Consider the following 19,029-nt stretch of genomic DNA (forward strand, 5'->3'; position numbering starts at 1 on the left):
TCACTGCAGATCAGAGGATGTGTTAGTTTGGTTGTAAAAGTCTTTAAACACAGATAAAATGCAACTAAGCCATATCCGATCTTAACCTGCAAATCTGCGGTTAATGATCAGTCTAGTTTCAGAGCCTCTAATAGCTTATTTAACTTCAATAAATCCTCAGGTGTATCGATAGCAACCGTTTCTAAATCAGTTACTTTTGTTTGGATGTAAAAACCATTTTCAATCCAGCGAAGTTGCTCTAAACTTTCGGCAATTTCTAAGGCCGACTGTGGTAATTTTGTAATCGCCTTTAAGGATTCTGTTCTATAGCCGTAAATGCCAATGTGTTTGTAAAACTGATGTTTTTCTGCCCAAACGCCAGGTTCTCCATTTCTAATAAATGGAATCGGACTCCGGCTGAAATACATGGCTCGTCCATTGATATCTATCACCACTTTCGGGCTATTGGGATTATAAATACTTTCTTGACTTTGAATAGGTTTAATTAAAGTTGCCAATTCCACCTTATCTTCTGCAAAGCAACTTGCCAGCAAATTGATTTGTGCAGGTTCGATAAAAGGTTCGTCACCTTGAATATTGATTACTATATCAAATTCCGGCAATTGCTCAATTACTTCTGCGCATCTATCCGTTCCACTTTGATGATGTGCGGCCGTAAACACAAACTCACCTCCAAATTTTTCAACTTCAGCCGCAATTCGCTGATCATCAGTAGCAATTACAACCTTCGATAAACTTTTGGCTTTCAAAGCTTGTTCGTAAACCCGTTGAATCATACTCTTGCCAGCGATATCAACCAGCGGTTTGCCAGGAAAACGGGTAGAGGCATAGCGAGCCGGGATAATTCCAATTATCTGCGAATTTTCAGAGTTAAACCTCGAATTTCTATCGTTCATAAATTAGGCTAGATAGATTTTATAATATATAAATGCAAAGATAAGCGTCATAATAAAATAAGAAGCTGGATGAGCAAAATTCAATGTCCAGCCTAATAGTTTAATCCGTTTAGGCACAAATAACCGCTTATCACTGGAGTTGAAATAAAGAAAGTATAGCTTCCAGTTTGATTCGTGATCATGTTTAAAATCTTCTTTCATCATTATAGAATATAGTTTTAAACTTTCTGATACACCTTTTTTTAGCTCCCCTTTTAGGAGGCTCTGTGGCTAAAACAACCCATTAATTTCAGCTTCAATGGATTGAATTACAGTTCCCAAATCTTCAGGATTGTTAGTAAAATCCAATTTATCTTTATCTAAAATTAATAACTTACCCAGATTATAACCTTTAATCCATGCCTCATACTTTTCATTTAGCTTAGATAAATAATCGATCCGGATTCCAGCTTCATATTCACGGCCACGACGTTGAATATTGTTAACCAATGTAGGAACTGATGCCCGTAAATACACTAATAAATCTGGTGGTTTAATAAATGAGGTGATGTTATCAAATATTGCCCTATAATTATCATGGTCGCGGGTCGTCATTAAAGCCATATCATGTAGGTTCTCTGCAAAGATGTGTGCATCTTCATAGATCGTTCTATCTTGAATAACATTACGCTTATTTACTTCAATATCAGTGATTTGCTGAAAACGACTATTTAAAAAGTAAATCTGAAGATTAAAGCTCCAGCGTTTCATGTCACTGTAAAAATCTTCCAGATAGGGGTTATTGTCTACAGCTTCATATAAAGCTTCCCATCCATAATTCTTTGCCAGTAAACCTGTAAGGGTTGTTTTTCCAGCACCAATATTACCTACAATTGCGATATGCATTTTTTTTAAATATGAGATATGAGATAAAAAGTATGAGATTTGAGAATATACAAACTTTCTCAAATCTAAAGTCTAATTTCTCATATCTATTTGATAATAAATTAAAAACTTTTAAACCCAATCAATTTGCGAACTTCTCTTATGGTGTTTTGTGCGCTTTCACGGGCTTTTAAAGCACCATGTTTGGCCACTTGTCTTAAATAAAGATCATCCTTAGAAAGTTCTTCAATACGTTCTCTAATTGGCGTGTTAAATACAATCATATCTTCTGCAAGTTGTTTCTTCATATCGCCATAACGGATTTGCATCTTATTGTATAATCCATCAAAATGCTCAATGGTATCAGCAGTTGAAACAATCTTCATTAAATCGAACAAGTTTTGAATGGCTTCTGGCTTTTCCTGATTTTCCTCCGTCGGCCCGCTATCGCTTACTGCTCTTGATACCTTTTTACGGATAACCTCAGGACTATCTGATAAATAAATACAATTTCCGTCACCGTCTGATTTACTCATCTTTCCCTTTCCTTCCAATCCAGGAACTTTCACCAAATTATCAGCATAATTAAATGCAAAAGATTCTGGGAAAAATTCAGCATTGTACATTCTGTTGAAACGGCTCCCGAAGTTACGTGTCATTTCCAAATGCTGTTCCTGATCTTTACCCACAGGAACTTTCGTTGCTTTGTGAATCAATATATCTGCAGCCATTAATGTTGGGTAAGTTAATAAGCCTGCGTTTACATTATCAGGGTTTGATCTGATTTTTTCTTTGAAAGAAGCACTGCGCTCAAGTTCACCCAAATAAGCATTCATATTAAGATATAAATAGAGCTCAGAAACTTCTGGAACGTCACTTTGTACGTATATAGTAGTCTCTTCCGGATTAATTCCACAGGCTAAATATTCCACCAAAACGTGGCGCACATAGCCATGTAAATCACCTGGAGTTGGATGAGTAGTTAAAGAATGAAGATCGGCAATAAAAAAATAGCAGTTATAATCGTACTGCATCTTTACAAAATTGGTTACTGCACCAAAATAATTTCCTAAATGTAGCTTTCCTGTTGGCCTGATGCCACTCACCACGGTTTCTTTCATAATGCCACGAAATTAAAAATAAAAAACTAGCAATGTATAACATCTAATCAATTTTAATATCAACAGTGGTTAGATGATATATTATTGACTCAATTTAAAATTAGAACCTTACAAAATTGTTATTGTCAGGCTATTTTATATTTTTGGTGCTTATGATTAAACTTTTAAGGCAGTTTCACAGGCTGTGGTATCTTTTCTGGATTGTATTCTTCTTCGCCTTATTTTATCCACTCTATTATATCACTTCCAGAAATGAAAGATATTATGGTTTACTCAACTTCTGCCGTAAAGTAAACAGTTTTTTATGCAGCTGCTTCTCAGGCGTATTTTTTTCATTTACTTACGAAGAAAAACTGGATAGAAAGCAAACTTATATTTATTGCGCCAACCATAGTTCGAACCTCGATATAATGATTTTCTGTATTATGGGCCATGGAAAATATCATTTTATGGGAAAAGATGAGTTACTTAAAAATCCAGTATTGGGCATTTTTTTTAAAACAATTGATATTTCTGTAAACCGTGAAAGTAAAATCTCCGCTTTCAGGGCATTTAAAAAAGCCGGAGAAAATTTAGAAAAGGGGATGAGCCTGATTATCTTTCCGGAAGGAAAAATAGATGTCCACTATCCACCAATATTAGGTGAATTTAAGAATGGCCCTTTTCGACTTGCTATTGATAAAAACATTCTTTTGGTTCCGGTAAGTATCACTAATATTTGGAAAATCAACTGGGATGATGGATCTAAATATGGAAGTAAGCCAGGAATTTGCGATATTTACGTCCATAAACCTATCAACACTGAAGTTTTAAATGTTGATGATGCTGATATACTTAAAGATCAGGTTTATCAATTAATAAATAGTAAGTTAGTAAGATGAATTTAGACGCAAAAACCATTTATAAAATCGCAGATCTGGCCAGGATTCATATTGATGAAGATGCAGCTGAGAATTTAATTCCCGAAATGAATAAGATTTTATCTTTCATGGAGAAATTAAATGAATTGGATACGTCCAATGTGAAACCATTGGTATACATGAATGAAGCTACCAATGTTTGGAGGGAAGATATTGTTAAACAGGAAATCTCCATAGCTGATGGATTAAAAAATGCTGCGAAACATACAGATCAGTTTTTTATGGTTCCGAAAATTATTGAGAAGTAATTAGTTTAATTTAATATCTATTCATTTAGCATTTTTTTATCCTTCTTGTAACATCTTACCTATTAAGCCTGTCTAAAAAAGAAAAAACATGGAGCAACCACTCATTATCATTAAAGAAATCGGACGTAAGTATGTCATCGGATCGGAAGTAATTCATGCCTTGAAATCGGTTTCTCTGGATATTAATAAAGGAGAATTTGTTGCTTTAATGGGCCCATCTGGTTCTGGTAAATCTACTTTAATGAATATTTTAGGTTGTTTAGATACACCATCAAGCGGGAGTTATATTTTGAATGGCACTAATGTAAGTCAAATGACAGATGATGCATTGGCTGAAGTTCGAAACCAGGAAATAGGATTTGTTTTTCAGACTTTTAATTTATTACCGCGATCTACCGCTTTGGACAATGTAGCCCTGCCACTTATTTACGCGGGGAGCAGCAAAAAAGATCGTGAAGCACGAGCAGCCAAAGCATTAGAGAATGTGAATTTGGGTAACCGTATGGATCACAAACCCAATGAACTATCTGGTGGTCAACGTCAGCGTGTGGCTGTGGCCAGAGCCTTGATTAACGATCCATCTATTATTCTTGCAGATGAGCCTACAGGTAACCTGGATACCAAAACATCAATTGAGATTATGGGTTTGCTGGAAGAAATTCACAGTAAAGGAAATACCATCATTTTAGTAACCCATGAGGAAGACATTGCGCAACATGCACATAGAATAGTCCGCATGCGCGATGGTTTAATCGAAAATGATTACCTGAATACGGATATTAAAAATGTTTCACCACGCCTTCAGGCTTTGAAAGACAGTGGAAGCGACTGGGAGAAAATTAACTAACCAATTCTTAATTCCTTCATAAGGATTATAATAATAAATAAATATCTCAGAAGAGATCAGTGTCATGAAAATTTATACTAAAACAGGTGACAAAGGTCAAACATCACTTATTGGAGGTACCCGTGTACCCAAATTCCATAAACGTATTGAAAGCTACGGAACAGTTGATGAGCTGAATTCATACGTTGGATTAATTATGTGTCAGGATATTGATGAGCACTATAAGAAATTACTAAAAGAAATACAGGACCGCTTATTTACAATAGGCGCTTCGTTAGCTGCTGATCCCGAAAATTCAAGAATGAAAATTCCCGATTTGCATGATGCTGACGTTATTTTGTTAGAAAACGAGATGGATGCGATGAACGAGTTATTGCCCGCTTTGAAACACTTTGTGCTGCCAGGCGGAAATACTGTCGTTTCTTACTGCCATATTGCTAGGTGTGTTTGTCGTAGGGCGGAAAGACTAACAGTGGAGTTGGCAGAACATAGCTTTGTAGATGAGCGTGTAACCATATATTTAAATCGTTTAAGTGATTATTTGTTTGTTTTGGCACGAAAACTGAATATGGATTTTGCAGCGGAAGAAAACATTTGGATCCCACGTGTTTAAAAGTTGAAAAATAAGTTTGTTTAGCTCAAAAATTTTAATATACTTTGCGCATTATTAAGAACAAGAATTTAATTTAATTGAATTGAAGATATGTATTGGACATTAGAATTAGCATCGCACTTGGAAGACGCACCTTGGCCTGCAACTAAAGATGAATTAATTGACTATGGAATCCGCTCTGGTGCTCCTGTAGAAGTTATTGAGAACTTACAGGCTTTAGAGGATGATGGTGAGCCTTATGAAACTATTGAAGAGATTTGGCCTGATTATCCCACTAAAGAAGATTTCTTCTTTAATGAAGATGAATACTAGAAATTTCAAAAAAAATATAAACCGTTCAGTCATAAGCTGAGCGGTTTTTTTTTGATATAAATTTAGCTGATTTTCCTACTGATTAAGTTTACAAAAGAAGATTTAACTGAAAATTTTCAAGAAAATATAGTTAATAGATTTTCTTTTAGGTTTCGTATATTACTGAAAAGCAATGGTTAAGAATAATAATTAAAAAAATATTTACATTTTTTAAACAAAATGAGAATGTACGCTGTTACTACATCAACATTTACTTAAAAAATTAACACTATGGGAAATTTATTGTATTTAGTAGCAGTGGTATTGGTTATACTATGGGTGATCGGATTTTTATTCCACGGCTTTGGTGATGTAGGTAACATCATTCACGTTTTATTAGTAATCGCAGTTATTGCAATCTTGCTAAAAGTTATTGGCAGAGCAACCTAAGATACATTAACGAATTTTTCATTCAGATTTTAATATCTATGAAAAGAATTAAAAAGGTGTTTCATTTTGATGAAGCACCTTTTTTTGTAGCTATTTTTTTAATAACAGCTCTGCTAATTCCAAATCAATAGGGTAGGTAATTTTAATATTATTACGCTCACCTTCTATGATATTGATATTCTCTTTCAGTGCTTCTACTACACTGGCATCATCAGTAAAATGACTGGTGAATTCTTGTAGATAAGCCTTTTTCAATATATTCAAACTAAATGTTTGAGGTGTTTGCACCAGGTAGATTTCATCACGCTTTAAAGCGGTAGATTCATCACCTCTCAGCATTCTCACGCTATCACTGGACTGTACAGCTGCAATCACATTTCCTATAGCCTCAGCTCGTTTAAAGCAATTGTCAATTAACGCTTTTGAAACTAGCGGACGGACAGCATCATGAATGGCTACAAAGCTTTCTTCGTTTATGCTATCAATGGCATTTTTAACAGAATAAAACCTTTCGGTTCCACCGTTAATGATTTCGTGTGGTATCCGAAAATTAAACTCTTCACAAAGTCTTCGCCAATATCTTTGTTGATCAATATTTAAAACCAGTAAAATTTTAGGTTGAGTATCGCTTTGGGCAAAAGCTTTAATGGTGTGCATCAAAACCGGGAGGTTTCTAAGCAGTAAAAATTGTTTTGGAGTTTCTGTTTGCATCCGATTGCCAGAACCGCCTGCTACAATTATAGCGTAGTATTTCATTTTTAAGAGATGAGATGTTAAATTTGAGATATGAGACTTGATTGAACTCAAATCTCATATCTCACTACTCAAATCTAGATAATTAGCATGGCATCACCATAGCTATAAAACTTATATTTTTCTTTTACAGCAACTTCATAAGCGTTCATTACATTTTCGTAACCACCAAAAGCACTTACCATCATCAATAATGTAGATTCTGGTGTATGAAAATTGGTAATCATGGAATTGGCTATACTGAATTCATATGGAGGAAAGATAAACTTACTTGTCCAGTCATTAGCAGATTTTAAAGTTCTGTTAGCAGAAACTGCCGATTCAATAGAACGCATAGATGTAGTACCTACCGCACAGATTTTTCTTTTTTCTTCTAATGCCTTATTTACAATGTTGGCATCTTTTGGCTCAATAATGAATTGTTCAGAATCCATTTTATGCTTGGTTAAATCTTCCACCTCAACCGTCCTGAATGTACCAAGACCTACATGTAAGGTTACTTCAGCAAACTCAACACCTTTAAGTTCAAGGCGTTTCATTAACTCGCGACTAAAATGCAAACCTGCTGTTGGAGCGGCTACAGCACCTTCATGCTTTGCAAAGATAGTCTGGTAGCGTTCTTTATCTTCAGCAGTTGCTTTACGCTTAATATATTTAGGAAGTGGTGTTTCACCTAAAATCTCCACGTTTCTTCTAAATTCCTCATCTGTTCCTTCAAAAAGGAAGCGGATGGTACGTCCGCGTGAAGTCGTGTTGTCTACAACCTCTGCGACCAACAAATCGTCATCGCCAAAATAAAGCTTATTACCTACGCGGATTTTACGGGCCGGATCTACCAGTACATCCCATAAACGCAACTCTTTGTTTAATTCGCGAAGTAAAAATACTTCGATTGTCGCACCAGTTTTTTCTTTATTTCCATATAAACGGGCTGGAAAAACTTTGGTGTTATTTAATATCATAACGTCCTTGTCATCGAAATAACCGAGTACGTCTTTGAAAATTTTATGTTCAATTTTACCACTGTCTTTATGTAAGACCATTAAGCGAGCTTCGTCGCGTTGTTCTGCCGGATTGTTGGCTATTAATGCTTCTGGTAAGTTGAATTTGAATTGTGATAATTTCATTCTTGATGAATTTTTTGAGGTGCAAAAATACGAATTTAATTTTTCTTTTCGGTATTTTATCAAACGCAATTAATGTATATTATGTTTTGGTTGTCTTTATTTACCTTAACCAGTGATAAATCGATCTTTTAAGCGAAAAATAATTAGTTTTGATATTATTGTTGTAACCTTTTTAAGTGTATGGCATCTAACTTATAATTATGATAATTTTTAGGCTAATAGGCGAGAGTTTCCGTTTTGCGTTCGATGCATTGCGCCAAAATAAGTTGCGTACTATGTTATCTCTACTGGCGATAACCATTGGTATTTTTACCATTATTACCGTTTTTTCTGCGGTAGATACCTTTCGTGGTAAACTTCAGGCCAGCGTAGATAAATTAGGTTCCAACACCATCTTTATACAAAAATGGCCTTGGAGTTTTGGGGATAATTATCCCTGGTGGAAGTATATGAATCGTCCGCAGCCTTCTTTACGTGATTTTGAGATGCTAAGAGAACGCATGGAAAACGCACAGGGAATTACCTTTGAAATATCAACAAGCGATAGAACCATAAAATATAGAAGTAGTTCAGTAGAGGGAATCACGGTATCAGCTGCTTCTCAAGACTTTGACAAAACCTGGAATTTTGAATTGCAGGCAGGTCGTTATTTTACAGAAAATGAAAGCAATAGTGGTGCGCCGGTTTTATTAATGGGTGCTGATATTGCAGAAGGATTGTTTGGTTCAGACAATCCGATTGGAAAACAAGTACAAATTTTAGGTAGGAGATTAACCGTTATTGGTGTATTTAAGAAAGAGGGTGAAGATATGTTTGGAAGCACTTTAGATAAAAATGTTAATATTCCGGTAAATTTTGCCAAAGGTATTTTAGATATTCAAAGTGAACGCTATGATCCACAAATTACAGTTCGCGGAAACGACAACGTATCTCTGGAGGAAATTGAGAGTGAACTTCAGGGCTTAATGCGATCTATTCATAGAATCAGGCCCGGTCAGGAAGATGATTTTGCATTGAATAAAACCACGATTATCTCCAATCAGTTAGATTCCATGTTTACCATGGTTAACTGGGCAGGATGGATTATTGGCGGTTTCTCTATTCTTGTTGGTGGGTTTAGTATCGCTAATATTATGTTTGTATCTGTAAAAGAACGTACGAATATCATTGGCATTCAAAAATCTTTAGGCGCTAAAAATTATTTTATTCTACTGCAATTTATTTTCGAGTCGATATCTCTGTGTATTCTCGGTGGTTTACTGGGTTTGTTACTGGTTTATTTAATGGCTTTATTAATTGGTGCTGTTACAGGATTCAATATCATTCTGGGATTAAACAATATCATCCTCGGAATAGGAATTTCCATTATCATTGGCACAATATCTGGATTTTGGCCAGCATACTCAGCATCAAGATTAGATCCTGTAGAAGCAATTAGAAGTTAGCTTTTTTTTAAGCTGATAAAGGCTTACTTCTGGTAGTTCGTATTGCATGGCTAGCGTAAATAGTCATCGTTTGTAAGCATAGCCGTTAACTTAATTTTTAAAAGTAGACTTTAATTTAGCAAAAAGACAGGGCTTCGCCATTTTTAAAGATGTGTTTAGTTTTATGCTGATTTTAGGCTTAGCCGGTAAGCTTTTATCATAAATGGTGTAGTTTCCTTCAGCAGCTTATATTCTTGAAATAATATTGGAAGTTTTTAATTACGTTTTATAGAAAGAGAACTGCGATTCAATCGCTTTTTCTATATTTAACTCCATCTACAATTAAAATTAAAGAAATGAGGAGCTTAACAGCCCTTAACCTATAAATCATTACAAAGTTTTATTCGGTGAAATGAAGATTTTCTTCCAAAAAAAGCTTGAATAAATTAATAACGATTCCGATATTAATTTATTCAAGCTAAAAATGATTTTTTATTTGAGTAAGTTATTTTAAACAGCAGTTACCCGCACTTCAATATTGCCTTTAACGGCTTTCGAATATGGACAAGCATGGTGTGCTTTATCTGCAATAGATTGAGATTCTTCTAGTGTGATACCAGGAATATGAACATCCAAATCAGCAGATAATGCGAATGAATTACCATCCTTATTAAAGGAAACCAACACCTTCACATTTGCCTCACTCACATCTACACCCTCACGTTCGGCAACAGAGCCCAATGCACCAAGATAACAAGGTCCCCAGGCAGCTGCAAATAGTTCCTCCGGATTTGTGGCACCACCTTGTCCACCCATTTCCTTTGGTTTTCTTAATTCAAAATCTAAAATTCCATCACTTGATTTAACGTGACCATCTCTTCCTCCAGTAGCTGTAACTTCAGCTGTATATAATTTTTCCATGATAATATGTTCTTTATTTATAAATCTAACAAAGCATTACGATCATTGTTTGAGCAGATAAGTATAGCATGCCAGATCATAAGAATCAAATAACCATTTTTAGCTCCTTTAAACGATCAGGAATACACTAATCGAATTATATTTTAATCTTGAAGGTCAGCTTATAAATATCGTAAGCTACTTTTTGAATCAAGTCAAATTGTTCCGGAACCAAATCCTGTCCCTGATTAATTTTATACCCTGTATCGGCCATGCGAATCAGGGGTACATTATCTAAAGTATCTTTACTTTGTTCTAAACTTTCAATGGCCATATCAAATAAGTAATCCGTATTATTCGACATGGGTTTTAGGGCATCGAAACTTTCAAAAGTAAAAGCATGTTCTTTATTATATAAAGACAGCGTGGCAATGTAAGAAGATAGAAGATGGTTCAGCGTTGTAAACTGATGTACTTCCTTGATAAAGAGTTGTTTGCTTTTTGGTTCAGAGAACATCCGTTGAAAGAGCGATGCCAGGTTTGCTGTACTTACATAAACTTCTTTTCTTGCTAACTTATAGTCTGTACGGTTATAGTTCTTTTCAAAATACAATCGCGCCACCTGACCATAATATGCTTTGTTGGCCCTGATGATATTTAACATAGCCTCCTTTAGCTTTTCATGTTCCCAGGTTGGGAATAAGGAATAACTAGCCAGAAGTGCGATGCCGGAACCGATAAAAGTATCATAAATACGTTCTCTTGCCAACGCGATTGAACCCATTCCGAGAAAATCAAATAAGATGAGGATATAAGGCGTCATAAAAAGTACGCTCACTACATAATTTTTTCTTTGGAAACTATAGCTGCCAATCATGCAAATCAACAGGATAAAAAACAAGGTATGCCGGTCATGAATATACGTGAGCACACCCATTCCTACAAAGGCACCCACTGTTGTCCCAATTAAACGTTGATAATTACGCTCTTTGGTTAAACTAAAACCAGGTTTAGAGATTACGAGAATCGTTAACAAAATCCAGTAACTGTGTGAAAAATTTAGTATTTCAGCCACTACAAAACCTAAAAGCATTACAACTGTAACCCTAAGTGAATGCCTGAAAGTTGATGAACTATAAGTTAAGTTTTCTGTGAAAAGCTGAAAATCAAATTTCTGTCTTTTGATGAATTTTTCTGTATCTACTTCAGCCTTACCGATATCTTTACTTGTTCTCACCTTAAAATAACTGTAAATGGTTTTCACCCTGGCCAGTATATTTTCAATATTCACTTCAATATTTTTGAGCGCAATAATCCCTAAAGTATTGTATTCCTGATTTGTATTGTTTTTTTCTAAATCATTGATCTTACTTTTTAGCCGCTCAATCTCTATCAATAGCCTTTTGGACAGTACAGGTTTGCCACCACTTTTTAAGGCAAAGGCAATATCATCCAAAGCATAAGATATCCGTTTGATGGCCATTTCGTAATCTTTCAGAATTCCTGCCTGATCAAACTGTTCGTGCAACTGCTGATAGTTATAATAAGTTGACATCACCTGTTCAAAAAGATCGACCATATCGACAAAAACAAGCAAAAGGAACCTGCCCTCCGGACTTGAATCGCGGACTATTTCCCGGGTTCTGAACAATAATTCTCGCACAGCATCCTGCTTCTCGTGCACAGAAACCTGTAATTGAAGCAATTCTGAATAAGTTTTATCGTAATTGGTATTCTGGTGATAGAATTTTGCTTTTTCTCTTAAAAATTCGGCCACCTCAAAAATGGAATCACTTAAAGATTGCTGCACGAGGCGAAAGGGGCGAAGCCTGTAAAAAAAATAACTTAATCCTGTATACCAAAGGCTTCCGACCAGTACCATGAATGCATGCTGGATTACTTCCTGCCATGGGCGGATATCATCAATACTCAATACGATAATCAACAGGACAGCTGTACCAACTGATGCCGCACGAATGCCGTAAATGTAGAACATCGAAAAAACAAAACTAGAAACGGCGAGCAGAAAGGCAACAAAATAATCGCTCTTATTCGTAAGGCCAGTTAAGATGGAAAATACAAATATCAAAACCGTGGTAACCAACATGGCATTGCGCCGGTGAACCATAGGGCCCGGACTGTCTACAATGCTCACACATAAAGCGCCCAAAGATAAAGTCATTCCGTATTTTAGCATTCCAAATTGCGCTAAAATGAGAGAGGGAAGGAGCACGCCCATCGTAATGCGCAAACCATCCGCAAAATAAGTACTCAATAAGAAATCCTGAATATTCCGGATGGGTTGCCTGATCTGCATGTTACAAAAATAACATTATCGATAGATTTTTGTTGAGATAAAAAGGAAGTTTTCTCGAAGTTTTATTTTTAAGAAGACAGTATTTGAGTTAATATCTGAGGTATTGATCATCACTACCTGATAAGTAAGTAAAGACAATCAGAAATGCAAAAGATGACTTTAACTTATAATGGTGAAACGTATTTGGTCATATTTTTTGCCTATTCCATCACATTTATCAGGATGAGGATGGTCAACCGGATATATTCGTTTCACATTTAAAATCCTCTAAACTTAAAATGATGAAATGTTATTTACTTTTTATGCTATGCTTTAGTTCCAGATTGTTTGGTCAAACTGCTTCAGATTCTACCCATGAAGCTCTTTTCACAATTGAAAATACTCAATTTAAAAGTGCCGGGATTACTTTAGCAGGTGCAATATTTAAACCCAGGCATCCAAATGCTGCAGTGGTCATTGTACATGGCTCCGGCCAAGAAAGAAAGATGGCAGAGGTAGCTTCTCTTTTAGCAAAAAAAGGTATCGCGGTGTTAACTTATGATAAACGTGGGGTTGGTGAATCTGGCGGAGTATATGCCGGACCAGAAGTTGGAACCAACAATATAGATTCTGCCAATCTGAATCTACTGGCATCTGATGCAAGTGCTGCCGCCAATAAGCTGTCATCATCGCTGAAGCAGAAGCATGTGCCGTTAGGTTTATTAGGTTTTAGTCAGGCGGGTTGGATTATTCCAATGGCCGCAGAAAAAAATAGTCTGATCAATTTTATAGTAATATTTAGCGGACCAGTGGTTACATCGCAAGAACAGCTACGGTTCCAGTTTTATACATCAGGAAAATCTAACTTTTGGGATACGCATACAGAAGTTGAAGTTCGTGAGCACATTAAAAATGATCCTGACCGTTATCAATTTTCAGGTAGCGATCCGCGTCACGCTCTTACTGTATTAAAAATTCCCGGACTCTGGATTTATGGTGGCAAAGATATACAAGCCCCAGTGGGTTTATCTATAGAAAGGCTCGACATATTTAAAGCAGAGGGCAAGCCTTATGATTATCAGTTATTTCCATCGTTAGGACATAATACCGCATCCTCGAAAACAGTTAACCCCATGAACATTGCAATTGAATGGATTAAACATATTAAAAAGTCCATGAAATCGAAATGATTGGTCTAAGTAAATGTCTTAGAATTTTATTCTTCGGTTAGGCAGTTTGTATGCTCTTTTGCCTTTGCTAAAATAGGTGTGGCAGAATTTTCAGTGATTTCCTGACAGGTGATTTTATTCGCATATCCATTTTGTGTGCTGGCTACAGTGATATAATTGGTTTTGTTTTCAGCTACCATAAATGTAAGCGGTGCTGATTTCTTTCCATTTGATAATCCGCCACTAACTACAGTTACTTTATGTTCACCTACGTTAAGATTATGGATAGAAAAAGACTTGTTCTTTAATTTACAAATGAGCTTTCCATCCACGAAGATTGAATAATTGACTGCAGATCCTGTATAACCTGTTGATCGAATGAGATAAACTTTTCCTGTATTGGTTTGGGAAAAGGCGCCGAATGTTGTTGCCAATAAAAATGCTAACAGTGAGAATTTAAATGTTTTCATAGTGAGAACTTTAGATGTTATTTAGTTTTACAATTGAAATAATTTACTTAAAAGGAACTCATTTTTTAAAAGTTAGTTTTAACAATTTTCTTGTTTGTTTTACAAATCTTTATGTTTTGCATTTGGAAAATGTAGATCCTGTTGCGGAAATGGAATAGAGATGCCATTGATCTTAAATCCAGCATTAATCGACATGATCAGATCACTCTTCACCACAGCAGAATCCCGCATATTTTTAGTCCAGAAAAATATCCTGACATCAATGGAACTACTATTAAACTGCTCATATTGAACGATAGGTGCAGGATTGGTTGTTAGCCTGGGCTCGGTGGATAAAATATCCAATAATACCTTTTTAACCAGGTTAAGATCTGAATCATAGGCTACGCCAATAAGGAGCGTTGATCTTCTGCGGTTACCTCCCAGCGACCAGTTAATAAGGTGAGAATTCAACAAATCACCATTAGGCATAATTACATCTGCCCCGTCGTAGGTTGCAACTACGCTGCTGCGAAAACCGATTGATTTTACTTTACCGCCCTGACCGTCTATTTCAACGGCATCGCCTACATTAACTGGTTTTTCAAAGGCGATGATTAAACCACTAACCAGATTATTAACCAGTGCCTGTAAACCAAAACCGATACCAACACCAAGCGCCCCTAATACCAGGGTAATTCTATCTAATGGGATGCCCACTGCAGCTACGGCTAAAAATAAGCCTAGTGTTAAGATAGTGATGCGGACAAGCAATAGCCAGCTTCCAATACCCTGGCTTGCTTGTTCTTTATTCTGTGCAAGATGTTTGTCAGATGCAAAAAATGAAACTATTTTAGAGGTAATCACCGCAATGCTCATGATTACAAAAAATAATAGCAAGCCGTTGATGCTGAAAGTATAATCTCCGATTGTCCTATCAGTGGCAAAAAATTCGCGTAGAGGTTTGGCTATATAATCAAAGCCAGCAAAATTCCTTCCGAACAGAATGATCCAGCCAACAATAAGTACAATATAAAAGAGGGCGGGCACATTTTTACCAACTTTAGAAAAGTTAAGGTAAAAGAGTTTTAATTCTTGTTTGGTATATACATTATACGCCAGATATAACCCTTCATTGATCAACCTGATGGTCCATAAAAATAATATGGCAACTACAACATTTAAATATCCACTAATGAGCAATGCTTTTCCGAGGTTATAGCGCCCAAAAATATTGCAGCATATCGATCCAAGTTCTATTGCTGTCATTAGCCCAATAGCAACCAAAATTAATTTTTCTCTGAGCTCTTCTCGTCGGCCTTTAATAAGTACATAGGCGCCGGAGGCAACACCCAATATGGATAAAACAAGCATCATCCAACGTTCCGGACGTGAAGCTTGCAAGATGAGATTATCTACAGCCGCAATCATGAAAAGCACTACCATGACTAACCAAACGTTCATCCAATACTTTACAATGAAGTTTTTGAACATAATGGTTAAACTCAGGCAACTCATTATCCAGAAGATCACATTAAGGATGAATGGTGGGGAAAAGAAAATGAATTGAAATATACTGATGACGATTAGAACGGCAGATGCCAGGGGATATCTTAATACCAGTTGTCCTTCAAAATCGTCGCTCAATATTTTATTTTCGATATAGATTTTCTTCAAAGAGCGTAAATAAATGAATGAGAAGAAAATGAGTAAAATAAGGATGAAAAGCTTACCTAAATTGTTTTGGAGATAGAAAGTAAGTGTGAGCAGCCCTTTTTCTTTCCCTTGTCGTAGTATTTGTTTAAACGGTCTGTGAGATCCTGCATCATCCCATATATTCACAAATTCCCTATGGAGTATGTTTGTTCCCATCTCCATTTGATAATGATTGATTTCTTCAAGCGTAGTCTGAAGATTTAATACCCTGACATTGACAACGTTTTGGAGCAGTTGCACCCGTGTGCTTGAAATCTTTAATGCACTATCGATGGGATTAATTTCAAGGGCAACAACCCGAAGTTGTTGAATGTACTTATAAAGATCAGCGGAATCTATAGGGAATTTAAAAAGTTCAGGTAAACTTATCAGGGAATCCAGCTGATAGCGAAAATTAATGATGCTTTGTTGCTGATTATCGAGTCTGATTTTTCTCGCTATTGCCTTATTTAAAAGTTCAGATAGAATTTTTGAAGTAGAGGTAAGGTTTCGAAAAGTTTGGGCAGTTCCTTTATTGATCATTACTCCATCAACGGCCGCATTATAATCCTTTTCAATACTGGCAAGTTGAGCTTTGGCAACTAAAGTATCAGAAGCGGTTTTTAAATAGCTTTTCGCTTTCTGCATTGCTTTCTTTGCTTCCTCTAATATCCTTGCCTGTGCCAGTGCGGCTTTATCTGCATTAAATTCGTCTGCACTTTTCTTAGCCGACAATTGGGCAAAGCGTTGCATTTTACTTACGAAGCTATTATCAATTTTATGTTTGGATGAATCTATACGAATGGAATCTGAATTTTGCCCAAACGAATGTTGAGGGAAACATAAAATATTAAAGAGGCAAAAAATATAAAGGAGTATAACTTTTTTCATAAAGTACCAACGGAATAAAAGCGAGTTAGATGATCATATAAATGTACTGATCTCCGCTGAAGTATGAAAAAATATTGTTAATCTCTTATTTGTATTCAGGCCTTTACAAGTTATATTTGTTATACAAATCTAAATCCTATGAAAAAGCTTTCCACATTTGTTTTTGCTTTAAGCCTGGTTTCATCCAGTTTATTTGCACAATCCTCAGCCAAACTTAATCCAGACGTCATTTCAAAGAAAAATGGCGAAGAAATTAAGGCCAAAATCACAAAAATAACCGATACTGATGTCAGCTTTGTGTACCCAGGAGAAACAGCTGAATATGTTTTAAAAAAATCTGATCTTCTTAAAATCGTCCATTCAAGCGGCCAGGTACCACTTCCTGCACAAGAACGTCAGAAGGAGCAGGTAGCCATGTCCGCGTCTCCTGCAGATCATCATAATAGAATTGCAATACTGCCTTTTACCTATCTTATGGATAACCAGCCAGGAGCGGACGCAATTGGTTACAAAGCCCAGGAGGATGCCTTTTCTTTTCTTGCTCAACATACCGCAGGATATACAATCTTGGATCCAAGAACCACTAATGCACTTTTGGTTAAAGGTGGAGTAACCAAAGACAAAATGATGAATTTCACGATGAAGGAGATTTGTGATATTTTAGGTGTTGAGTATATTGTTGATGGCTCGGTTACTCAAAATAAAGGTTATCAGACAAGTTCCACAAGTGGCGTTGCCAACACGAAAGTAAAACGGGATGATGACGAAAAAGTTAAAGGGATTTCCACGTATGGCAGCACCAATAGCAATTCTGTTCAGCGTTATGATGTGTCAGTAAGCCTGCACATTTACATGGATAACAATGCTAGCATCTACAACCAAAGTCATAAAGCTTTTCTGAGTAGTACCGATGGCGGATATAGCAGCCCGTTAGAATATTTGCTTAAGAGGTGTCCTTTATACAGAAAATAATTGAAATGCTAGAAGCCCTCAATCATATGATTTGAGGGCTTCTGAAAAGCTTTAAGACCTTCTCGATGGATGGCGAGGGAATTGAATTCCAATTACTAGCATACTTACAGTTGTTTTCTTGGTAAAACGAATGGGTTTTATATGATGTTTTACATCAATAATTCATAGAAATCACAATGAATGTAGTGGATGTCATGGAGCGACTTAAATGAAATTGCCCTTTATTAATGAAATCACAAATGAGATTGCTTCAATCAATCGAAAATATATTTTCCATTCATTAGAGCTTATAAAAAGTCCTGGCATTATCGGTAAAAATTAGTTTCCTTTCTGTGGCGCTAAATCTTTCTGCGTATTTACTCACCAGGTGAAACCAATCTTGATAGGGGCGACTCACCAACACTACTGGCCAATCGCTGCCATACATCACCCGATTCACACCGAAGTTTTCAAAAACCACATCAAAACAATTAAAAAGCTCAATCTCTTTCCAGTTTTTCCAGTCGGCTTCAGCCAATAAACCAGATACTTTACATGATACATTTGGGTTTTCTGCCAACAGTTTGATGTTTTGCCCCCAGGTTTTTAAATCCTGACTTTTAACATCGGGCTTGCCACAATGATCTAAAACAAATGGCTGATCTGGAACCTGATCAACCATTTTAATGATGCTCCCTAACTGATTGTGGTAACACAACAAATCGTAAGTATATCTGAACTTTTTAAGTTGCTTAATGCCTGCAATAAAATCCGGATCAAGAATAAACTCGTCGCTTTCCGCCTGAAGTACATGTCGCCAGCCTTTTATCTTCTTGAAGTTATTCCAATAAGAAAGTCTGCTGCTGAGGTCAGGGCTTTTAAGATCTATCCAGCCCACAATTCCTTTGATGAGTTCATTTTGATCTGCCAGGGTAAGCAAGAAATCATTTTCTTTTTCTGATTGATTGGCCTGAACGGCAATGCAGCCAGAAATCTGAAGATCATTGAATGTACGGGTAAGATTTTTTGGTGTAAAATCGTGGCGGATGATACGCATCTCTTCCGTAATCCAGTTATCCCTAACCGGATCAAAATTCCAAAAGTGAACGTGGGTGTCTATCATA

General features: G+C 36.2%; 20 protein-coding genes. 9 read left to right on the top strand and 11 right to left on the bottom strand.

The features are described 5' to 3' along the window. Positions 1–107 precede the first annotated feature (107 nt). From kdsB to trpS, 4 genes are all read right to left on the bottom strand, one after another. Positions 108–896 (bottom strand): 3-deoxy-manno-octulosonate cytidylyltransferase, encoded by a 789-nt coding sequence (gene kdsB / locus EV200_RS19550; protein WP_132535755.1) that lies wholly within the window; start codon positions 894–896, stop codon positions 108–110. 3 nt (positions 897–899) lie between these two features. Next, positions 900–1,100 carry a DUF5808 domain-containing protein gene (locus EV200_RS22055; protein WP_132535757.1) on the bottom strand — a complete coding sequence of 67 codons (201 nt, stop codon included), beginning with the start codon at positions 1,098–1,100 and terminating at the stop codon, positions 900–902. A 66-nt stretch (positions 1,101–1,166) separates the two neighbouring features. Next, positions 1,167–1,781: a deoxynucleoside kinase gene (locus tag EV200_RS19560; protein WP_025144984.1), complete on the bottom strand. Its 615-nt coding sequence runs from the start codon at positions 1,779–1,781 to the stop codon at positions 1,167–1,169. 101 nt (positions 1,782–1,882) lie between these two features. Next, entirely contained in the window at positions 1,883–2,881 is a 999-nt protein-coding gene (gene trpS, locus EV200_RS19565) for a tryptophan--tRNA ligase (RefSeq protein WP_132535759.1), read from the bottom strand. A 152-nt stretch (positions 2,882–3,033) separates the two neighbouring features. Between trpS and EV200_RS19570 the strand changes: the two genes are divergently transcribed. The 6 genes from EV200_RS19570 to EV200_RS19595 all read left to right on the top strand — a co-directional run bounded on the left by EV200_RS19570 (position 3,034) and on the right by EV200_RS19595 (position 6,250). Further along, positions 3,034–3,762, top strand: a complete 729-nt coding sequence (locus EV200_RS19570; protein WP_132535761.1) for a lysophospholipid acyltransferase family protein — start codon at positions 3,034–3,036, stop codon at positions 3,760–3,762. Beyond that, positions 3,759–4,049 carry an Asp-tRNA(Asn)/Glu-tRNA(Gln) amidotransferase subunit GatC gene (gene gatC, locus EV200_RS19575; RefSeq protein ID WP_132535763.1) on the top strand — a complete coding sequence of 97 codons (291 nt, stop codon included), beginning with the start codon at positions 3,759–3,761 and terminating at the stop codon, positions 4,047–4,049. The genes EV200_RS19570 and gatC overlap by 4 nt, the downstream gene beginning before the upstream one ends. 88 nt (positions 4,050–4,137) lie before the next feature. Beyond that, positions 4,138–4,896 (top strand): ABC transporter ATP-binding protein, encoded by a 759-nt coding sequence (locus tag EV200_RS19580; protein ID WP_132535765.1) that lies wholly within the window; start codon positions 4,138–4,140, stop codon positions 4,894–4,896. Between the two features lie 64 nt (positions 4,897–4,960). After that, positions 4,961–5,509 (top strand): cob(I)yrinic acid a,c-diamide adenosyltransferase, encoded by a 549-nt coding sequence (locus EV200_RS19585; RefSeq protein WP_132535767.1) that lies wholly within the window; start codon positions 4,961–4,963, stop codon positions 5,507–5,509. A gap of 90 nt (positions 5,510–5,599) precedes the next feature. Next, the gene (locus EV200_RS19590) at positions 5,600–5,821 is read left to right on the top strand and encodes a DUF2795 domain-containing protein (protein WP_010603503.1); all 222 of its coding nucleotides are present in this window, start codon (positions 5,600–5,602) and stop codon (positions 5,819–5,821) included. Positions 5,822–6,091: 270 nt separating this feature from the next. Beyond that, complete coding sequence (locus EV200_RS19595; protein WP_010603502.1) at positions 6,092–6,250, top strand: lmo0937 family membrane protein; 159 nt, start codon at positions 6,092–6,094, stop codon at positions 6,248–6,250. A gap of 90 nt (positions 6,251–6,340) precedes the next feature. On the opposite strand, the gene EV200_RS19600 is transcribed toward EV200_RS19595, so the two are convergent. After that, complete coding sequence (locus tag EV200_RS19600; protein WP_132535769.1) at positions 6,341–7,006, bottom strand: 2-C-methyl-D-erythritol 4-phosphate cytidylyltransferase; 666 nt, start codon at positions 7,004–7,006, stop codon at positions 6,341–6,343. 74 nt (positions 7,007–7,080) lie between these two features. Continuing rightward, on the bottom strand, positions 7,081–8,130 hold the full coding sequence (gene queA / locus EV200_RS19605; RefSeq protein ID WP_132535771.1) for a tRNA preQ1(34) S-adenosylmethionine ribosyltransferase-isomerase QueA: 1,050 nt from the start codon (positions 8,128–8,130) through the stop codon (positions 7,081–7,083). A 200-nt stretch (positions 8,131–8,330) separates the two neighbouring features. Here queA and EV200_RS19610 point away from each other — a divergent pair, with 200 nt between their 5' ends. After that, the gene (locus EV200_RS19610) at positions 8,331–9,575 is read left to right on the top strand and encodes an ABC transporter permease (protein WP_132535773.1); all 1,245 of its coding nucleotides are present in this window, start codon (positions 8,331–8,333) and stop codon (positions 9,573–9,575) included. A 489-nt stretch (positions 9,576–10,064) separates the two neighbouring features. On the opposite strand, the gene EV200_RS19615 is transcribed toward EV200_RS19610, so the two are convergent. Beyond that, positions 10,065–10,475 carry an organic hydroperoxide resistance protein gene (locus tag EV200_RS19615; protein ID WP_132535775.1) on the bottom strand — a complete coding sequence of 137 codons (411 nt, stop codon included), beginning with the start codon at positions 10,473–10,475 and terminating at the stop codon, positions 10,065–10,067. Positions 10,476–10,611: 136 nt separating this feature from the next. Beyond that, complete coding sequence (locus EV200_RS19620; RefSeq protein WP_132535777.1) at positions 10,612–12,771, bottom strand: FUSC family protein; 2,160 nt, start codon at positions 12,769–12,771, stop codon at positions 10,612–10,614. 278 nt (positions 12,772–13,049) lie between these two features. On the opposite strand from EV200_RS19620, the gene EV200_RS19625 reads away from it, so the two are divergent. Next, a complete protein-coding gene (locus EV200_RS19625; RefSeq protein WP_208864579.1) occupies positions 13,050–13,940 on the top strand; it encodes an alpha/beta hydrolase family protein in 891 nt (296 codons plus the stop codon). Positions 13,941–13,966: 26 nt separating this feature from the next. On the opposite strand, the gene EV200_RS19630 is transcribed toward EV200_RS19625, so the two are convergent. Both EV200_RS19630 and EV200_RS19635 read right to left on the bottom strand, forming a co-directional pair. Then, positions 13,967–14,389, bottom strand: coding sequence for a DUF2846 domain-containing protein (locus EV200_RS19630; RefSeq protein ID WP_132535779.1), 423 nt, complete (start codon positions 14,387–14,389; stop codon positions 13,967–13,969). Between the two features lie 99 nt (positions 14,390–14,488). Then, a complete protein-coding gene (locus EV200_RS19635; protein WP_229676749.1) occupies positions 14,489–16,954 on the bottom strand; it encodes a mechanosensitive ion channel family protein in 2,466 nt (821 codons plus the stop codon). Positions 16,955–17,092: 138 nt separating this feature from the next. Here EV200_RS19635 and EV200_RS19640 point away from each other — a divergent pair, with 138 nt between their 5' ends. After that, the gene (locus tag EV200_RS19640; RefSeq protein WP_132535781.1) at positions 17,093–17,926 is read left to right on the top strand and encodes a hypothetical protein; all 834 of its coding nucleotides are present in this window, start codon (positions 17,093–17,095) and stop codon (positions 17,924–17,926) included. Between the two features lie 280 nt (positions 17,927–18,206). Here EV200_RS19640 and EV200_RS19645 read toward each other — a convergent pair whose 3' ends face one another. Beyond that, on the bottom strand, positions 18,207–19,028 hold the full coding sequence (locus tag EV200_RS19645; protein ID WP_132535783.1) for an amidohydrolase family protein: 822 nt from the start codon (positions 19,026–19,028) through the stop codon (positions 18,207–18,209). Between the last annotated feature and the right edge of the window lies 1 nt (position 19,029).

Source organism: Pedobacter psychrotolerans (assembly GCF_004340665.1).
GTDB classification, from domain to species: Bacteria; Bacteroidota; Bacteroidia; order Sphingobacteriales; family Sphingobacteriaceae; genus Pedobacter; species Pedobacter psychrotolerans.

Bases quoted from the DNA above. Each gene is read 5' to 3' on its own strand.
- kdsB (WP_132535755.1), bottom strand. From the start codon at position 896: ATGAACGATAGAAATTCGAGGTTTAACTCTGAAAATTCGCAGATAATT.
- EV200_RS22055 (WP_132535757.1), bottom strand. From the start codon at position 1,100: ATGATGAAAGAAGATTTTAAACATGATCACGAATCAAACTGGAAGCTA.
- EV200_RS19560 (WP_025144984.1), bottom strand. From the start codon at position 1,781: ATGCATATCGCAATTGTAGGTAATATTGGTGCTGGAAAAACAACCCTT.
- trpS (WP_132535759.1), bottom strand. From the start codon at position 2,881: ATGAAAGAAACCGTGGTGAGTGGCATCAGGCCAACAGGAAAGCTACAT.
- EV200_RS19570 (WP_132535761.1), top strand. From the start codon at position 3,034: ATGATTAAACTTTTAAGGCAGTTTCACAGGCTGTGGTATCTTTTCTGG.
- gatC (WP_132535763.1), top strand. From the start codon at position 3,759: ATGAATTTAGACGCAAAAACCATTTATAAAATCGCAGATCTGGCCAGG.
- EV200_RS19580 (WP_132535765.1), top strand. From the start codon at position 4,138: ATGGAGCAACCACTCATTATCATTAAAGAAATCGGACGTAAGTATGTC.
- EV200_RS19585 (WP_132535767.1), top strand. From the start codon at position 4,961: ATGAAAATTTATACTAAAACAGGTGACAAAGGTCAAACATCACTTATT.
- EV200_RS19590 (WP_010603503.1), top strand. From the start codon at position 5,600: ATGTATTGGACATTAGAATTAGCATCGCACTTGGAAGACGCACCTTGG.
- EV200_RS19595 (WP_010603502.1), top strand. From the start codon at position 6,092: ATGGGAAATTTATTGTATTTAGTAGCAGTGGTATTGGTTATACTATGG.
- EV200_RS19600 (WP_132535769.1), bottom strand. From the start codon at position 7,006: ATGAAATACTACGCTATAATTGTAGCAGGCGGTTCTGGCAATCGGATG.
- queA (WP_132535771.1), bottom strand. From the start codon at position 8,130: ATGAAATTATCACAATTCAAATTCAACTTACCAGAAGCATTAATAGCC.
- EV200_RS19610 (WP_132535773.1), top strand. From the start codon at position 8,331: ATGATAATTTTTAGGCTAATAGGCGAGAGTTTCCGTTTTGCGTTCGAT.
- EV200_RS19615 (WP_132535775.1), bottom strand. From the start codon at position 10,475: ATGGAAAAATTATATACAGCTGAAGTTACAGCTACTGGAGGAAGAGAT.
- EV200_RS19620 (WP_132535777.1), bottom strand. From the start codon at position 12,771: ATGCAGATCAGGCAACCCATCCGGAATATTCAGGATTTCTTATTGAGT.
- EV200_RS19625 (WP_208864579.1), top strand. From the start codon at position 13,050: ATGATGAAATGTTATTTACTTTTTATGCTATGCTTTAGTTCCAGATTG.
- EV200_RS19630 (WP_132535779.1), bottom strand. From the start codon at position 14,389: ATGAAAACATTTAAATTCTCACTGTTAGCATTTTTATTGGCAACAACA.
- EV200_RS19635 (WP_229676749.1), bottom strand. From the start codon at position 16,954: ATGAAAAAAGTTATACTCCTTTATATTTTTTGCCTCTTTAATATTTTA.
- EV200_RS19640 (WP_132535781.1), top strand. From the start codon at position 17,093: ATGAAAAAGCTTTCCACATTTGTTTTTGCTTTAAGCCTGGTTTCATCC.
- EV200_RS19645 (WP_132535783.1), bottom strand. From the start codon at position 19,028: ATGATAGACACCCACGTTCACTTTTGGAATTTTGATCCGGTTAGGGAT.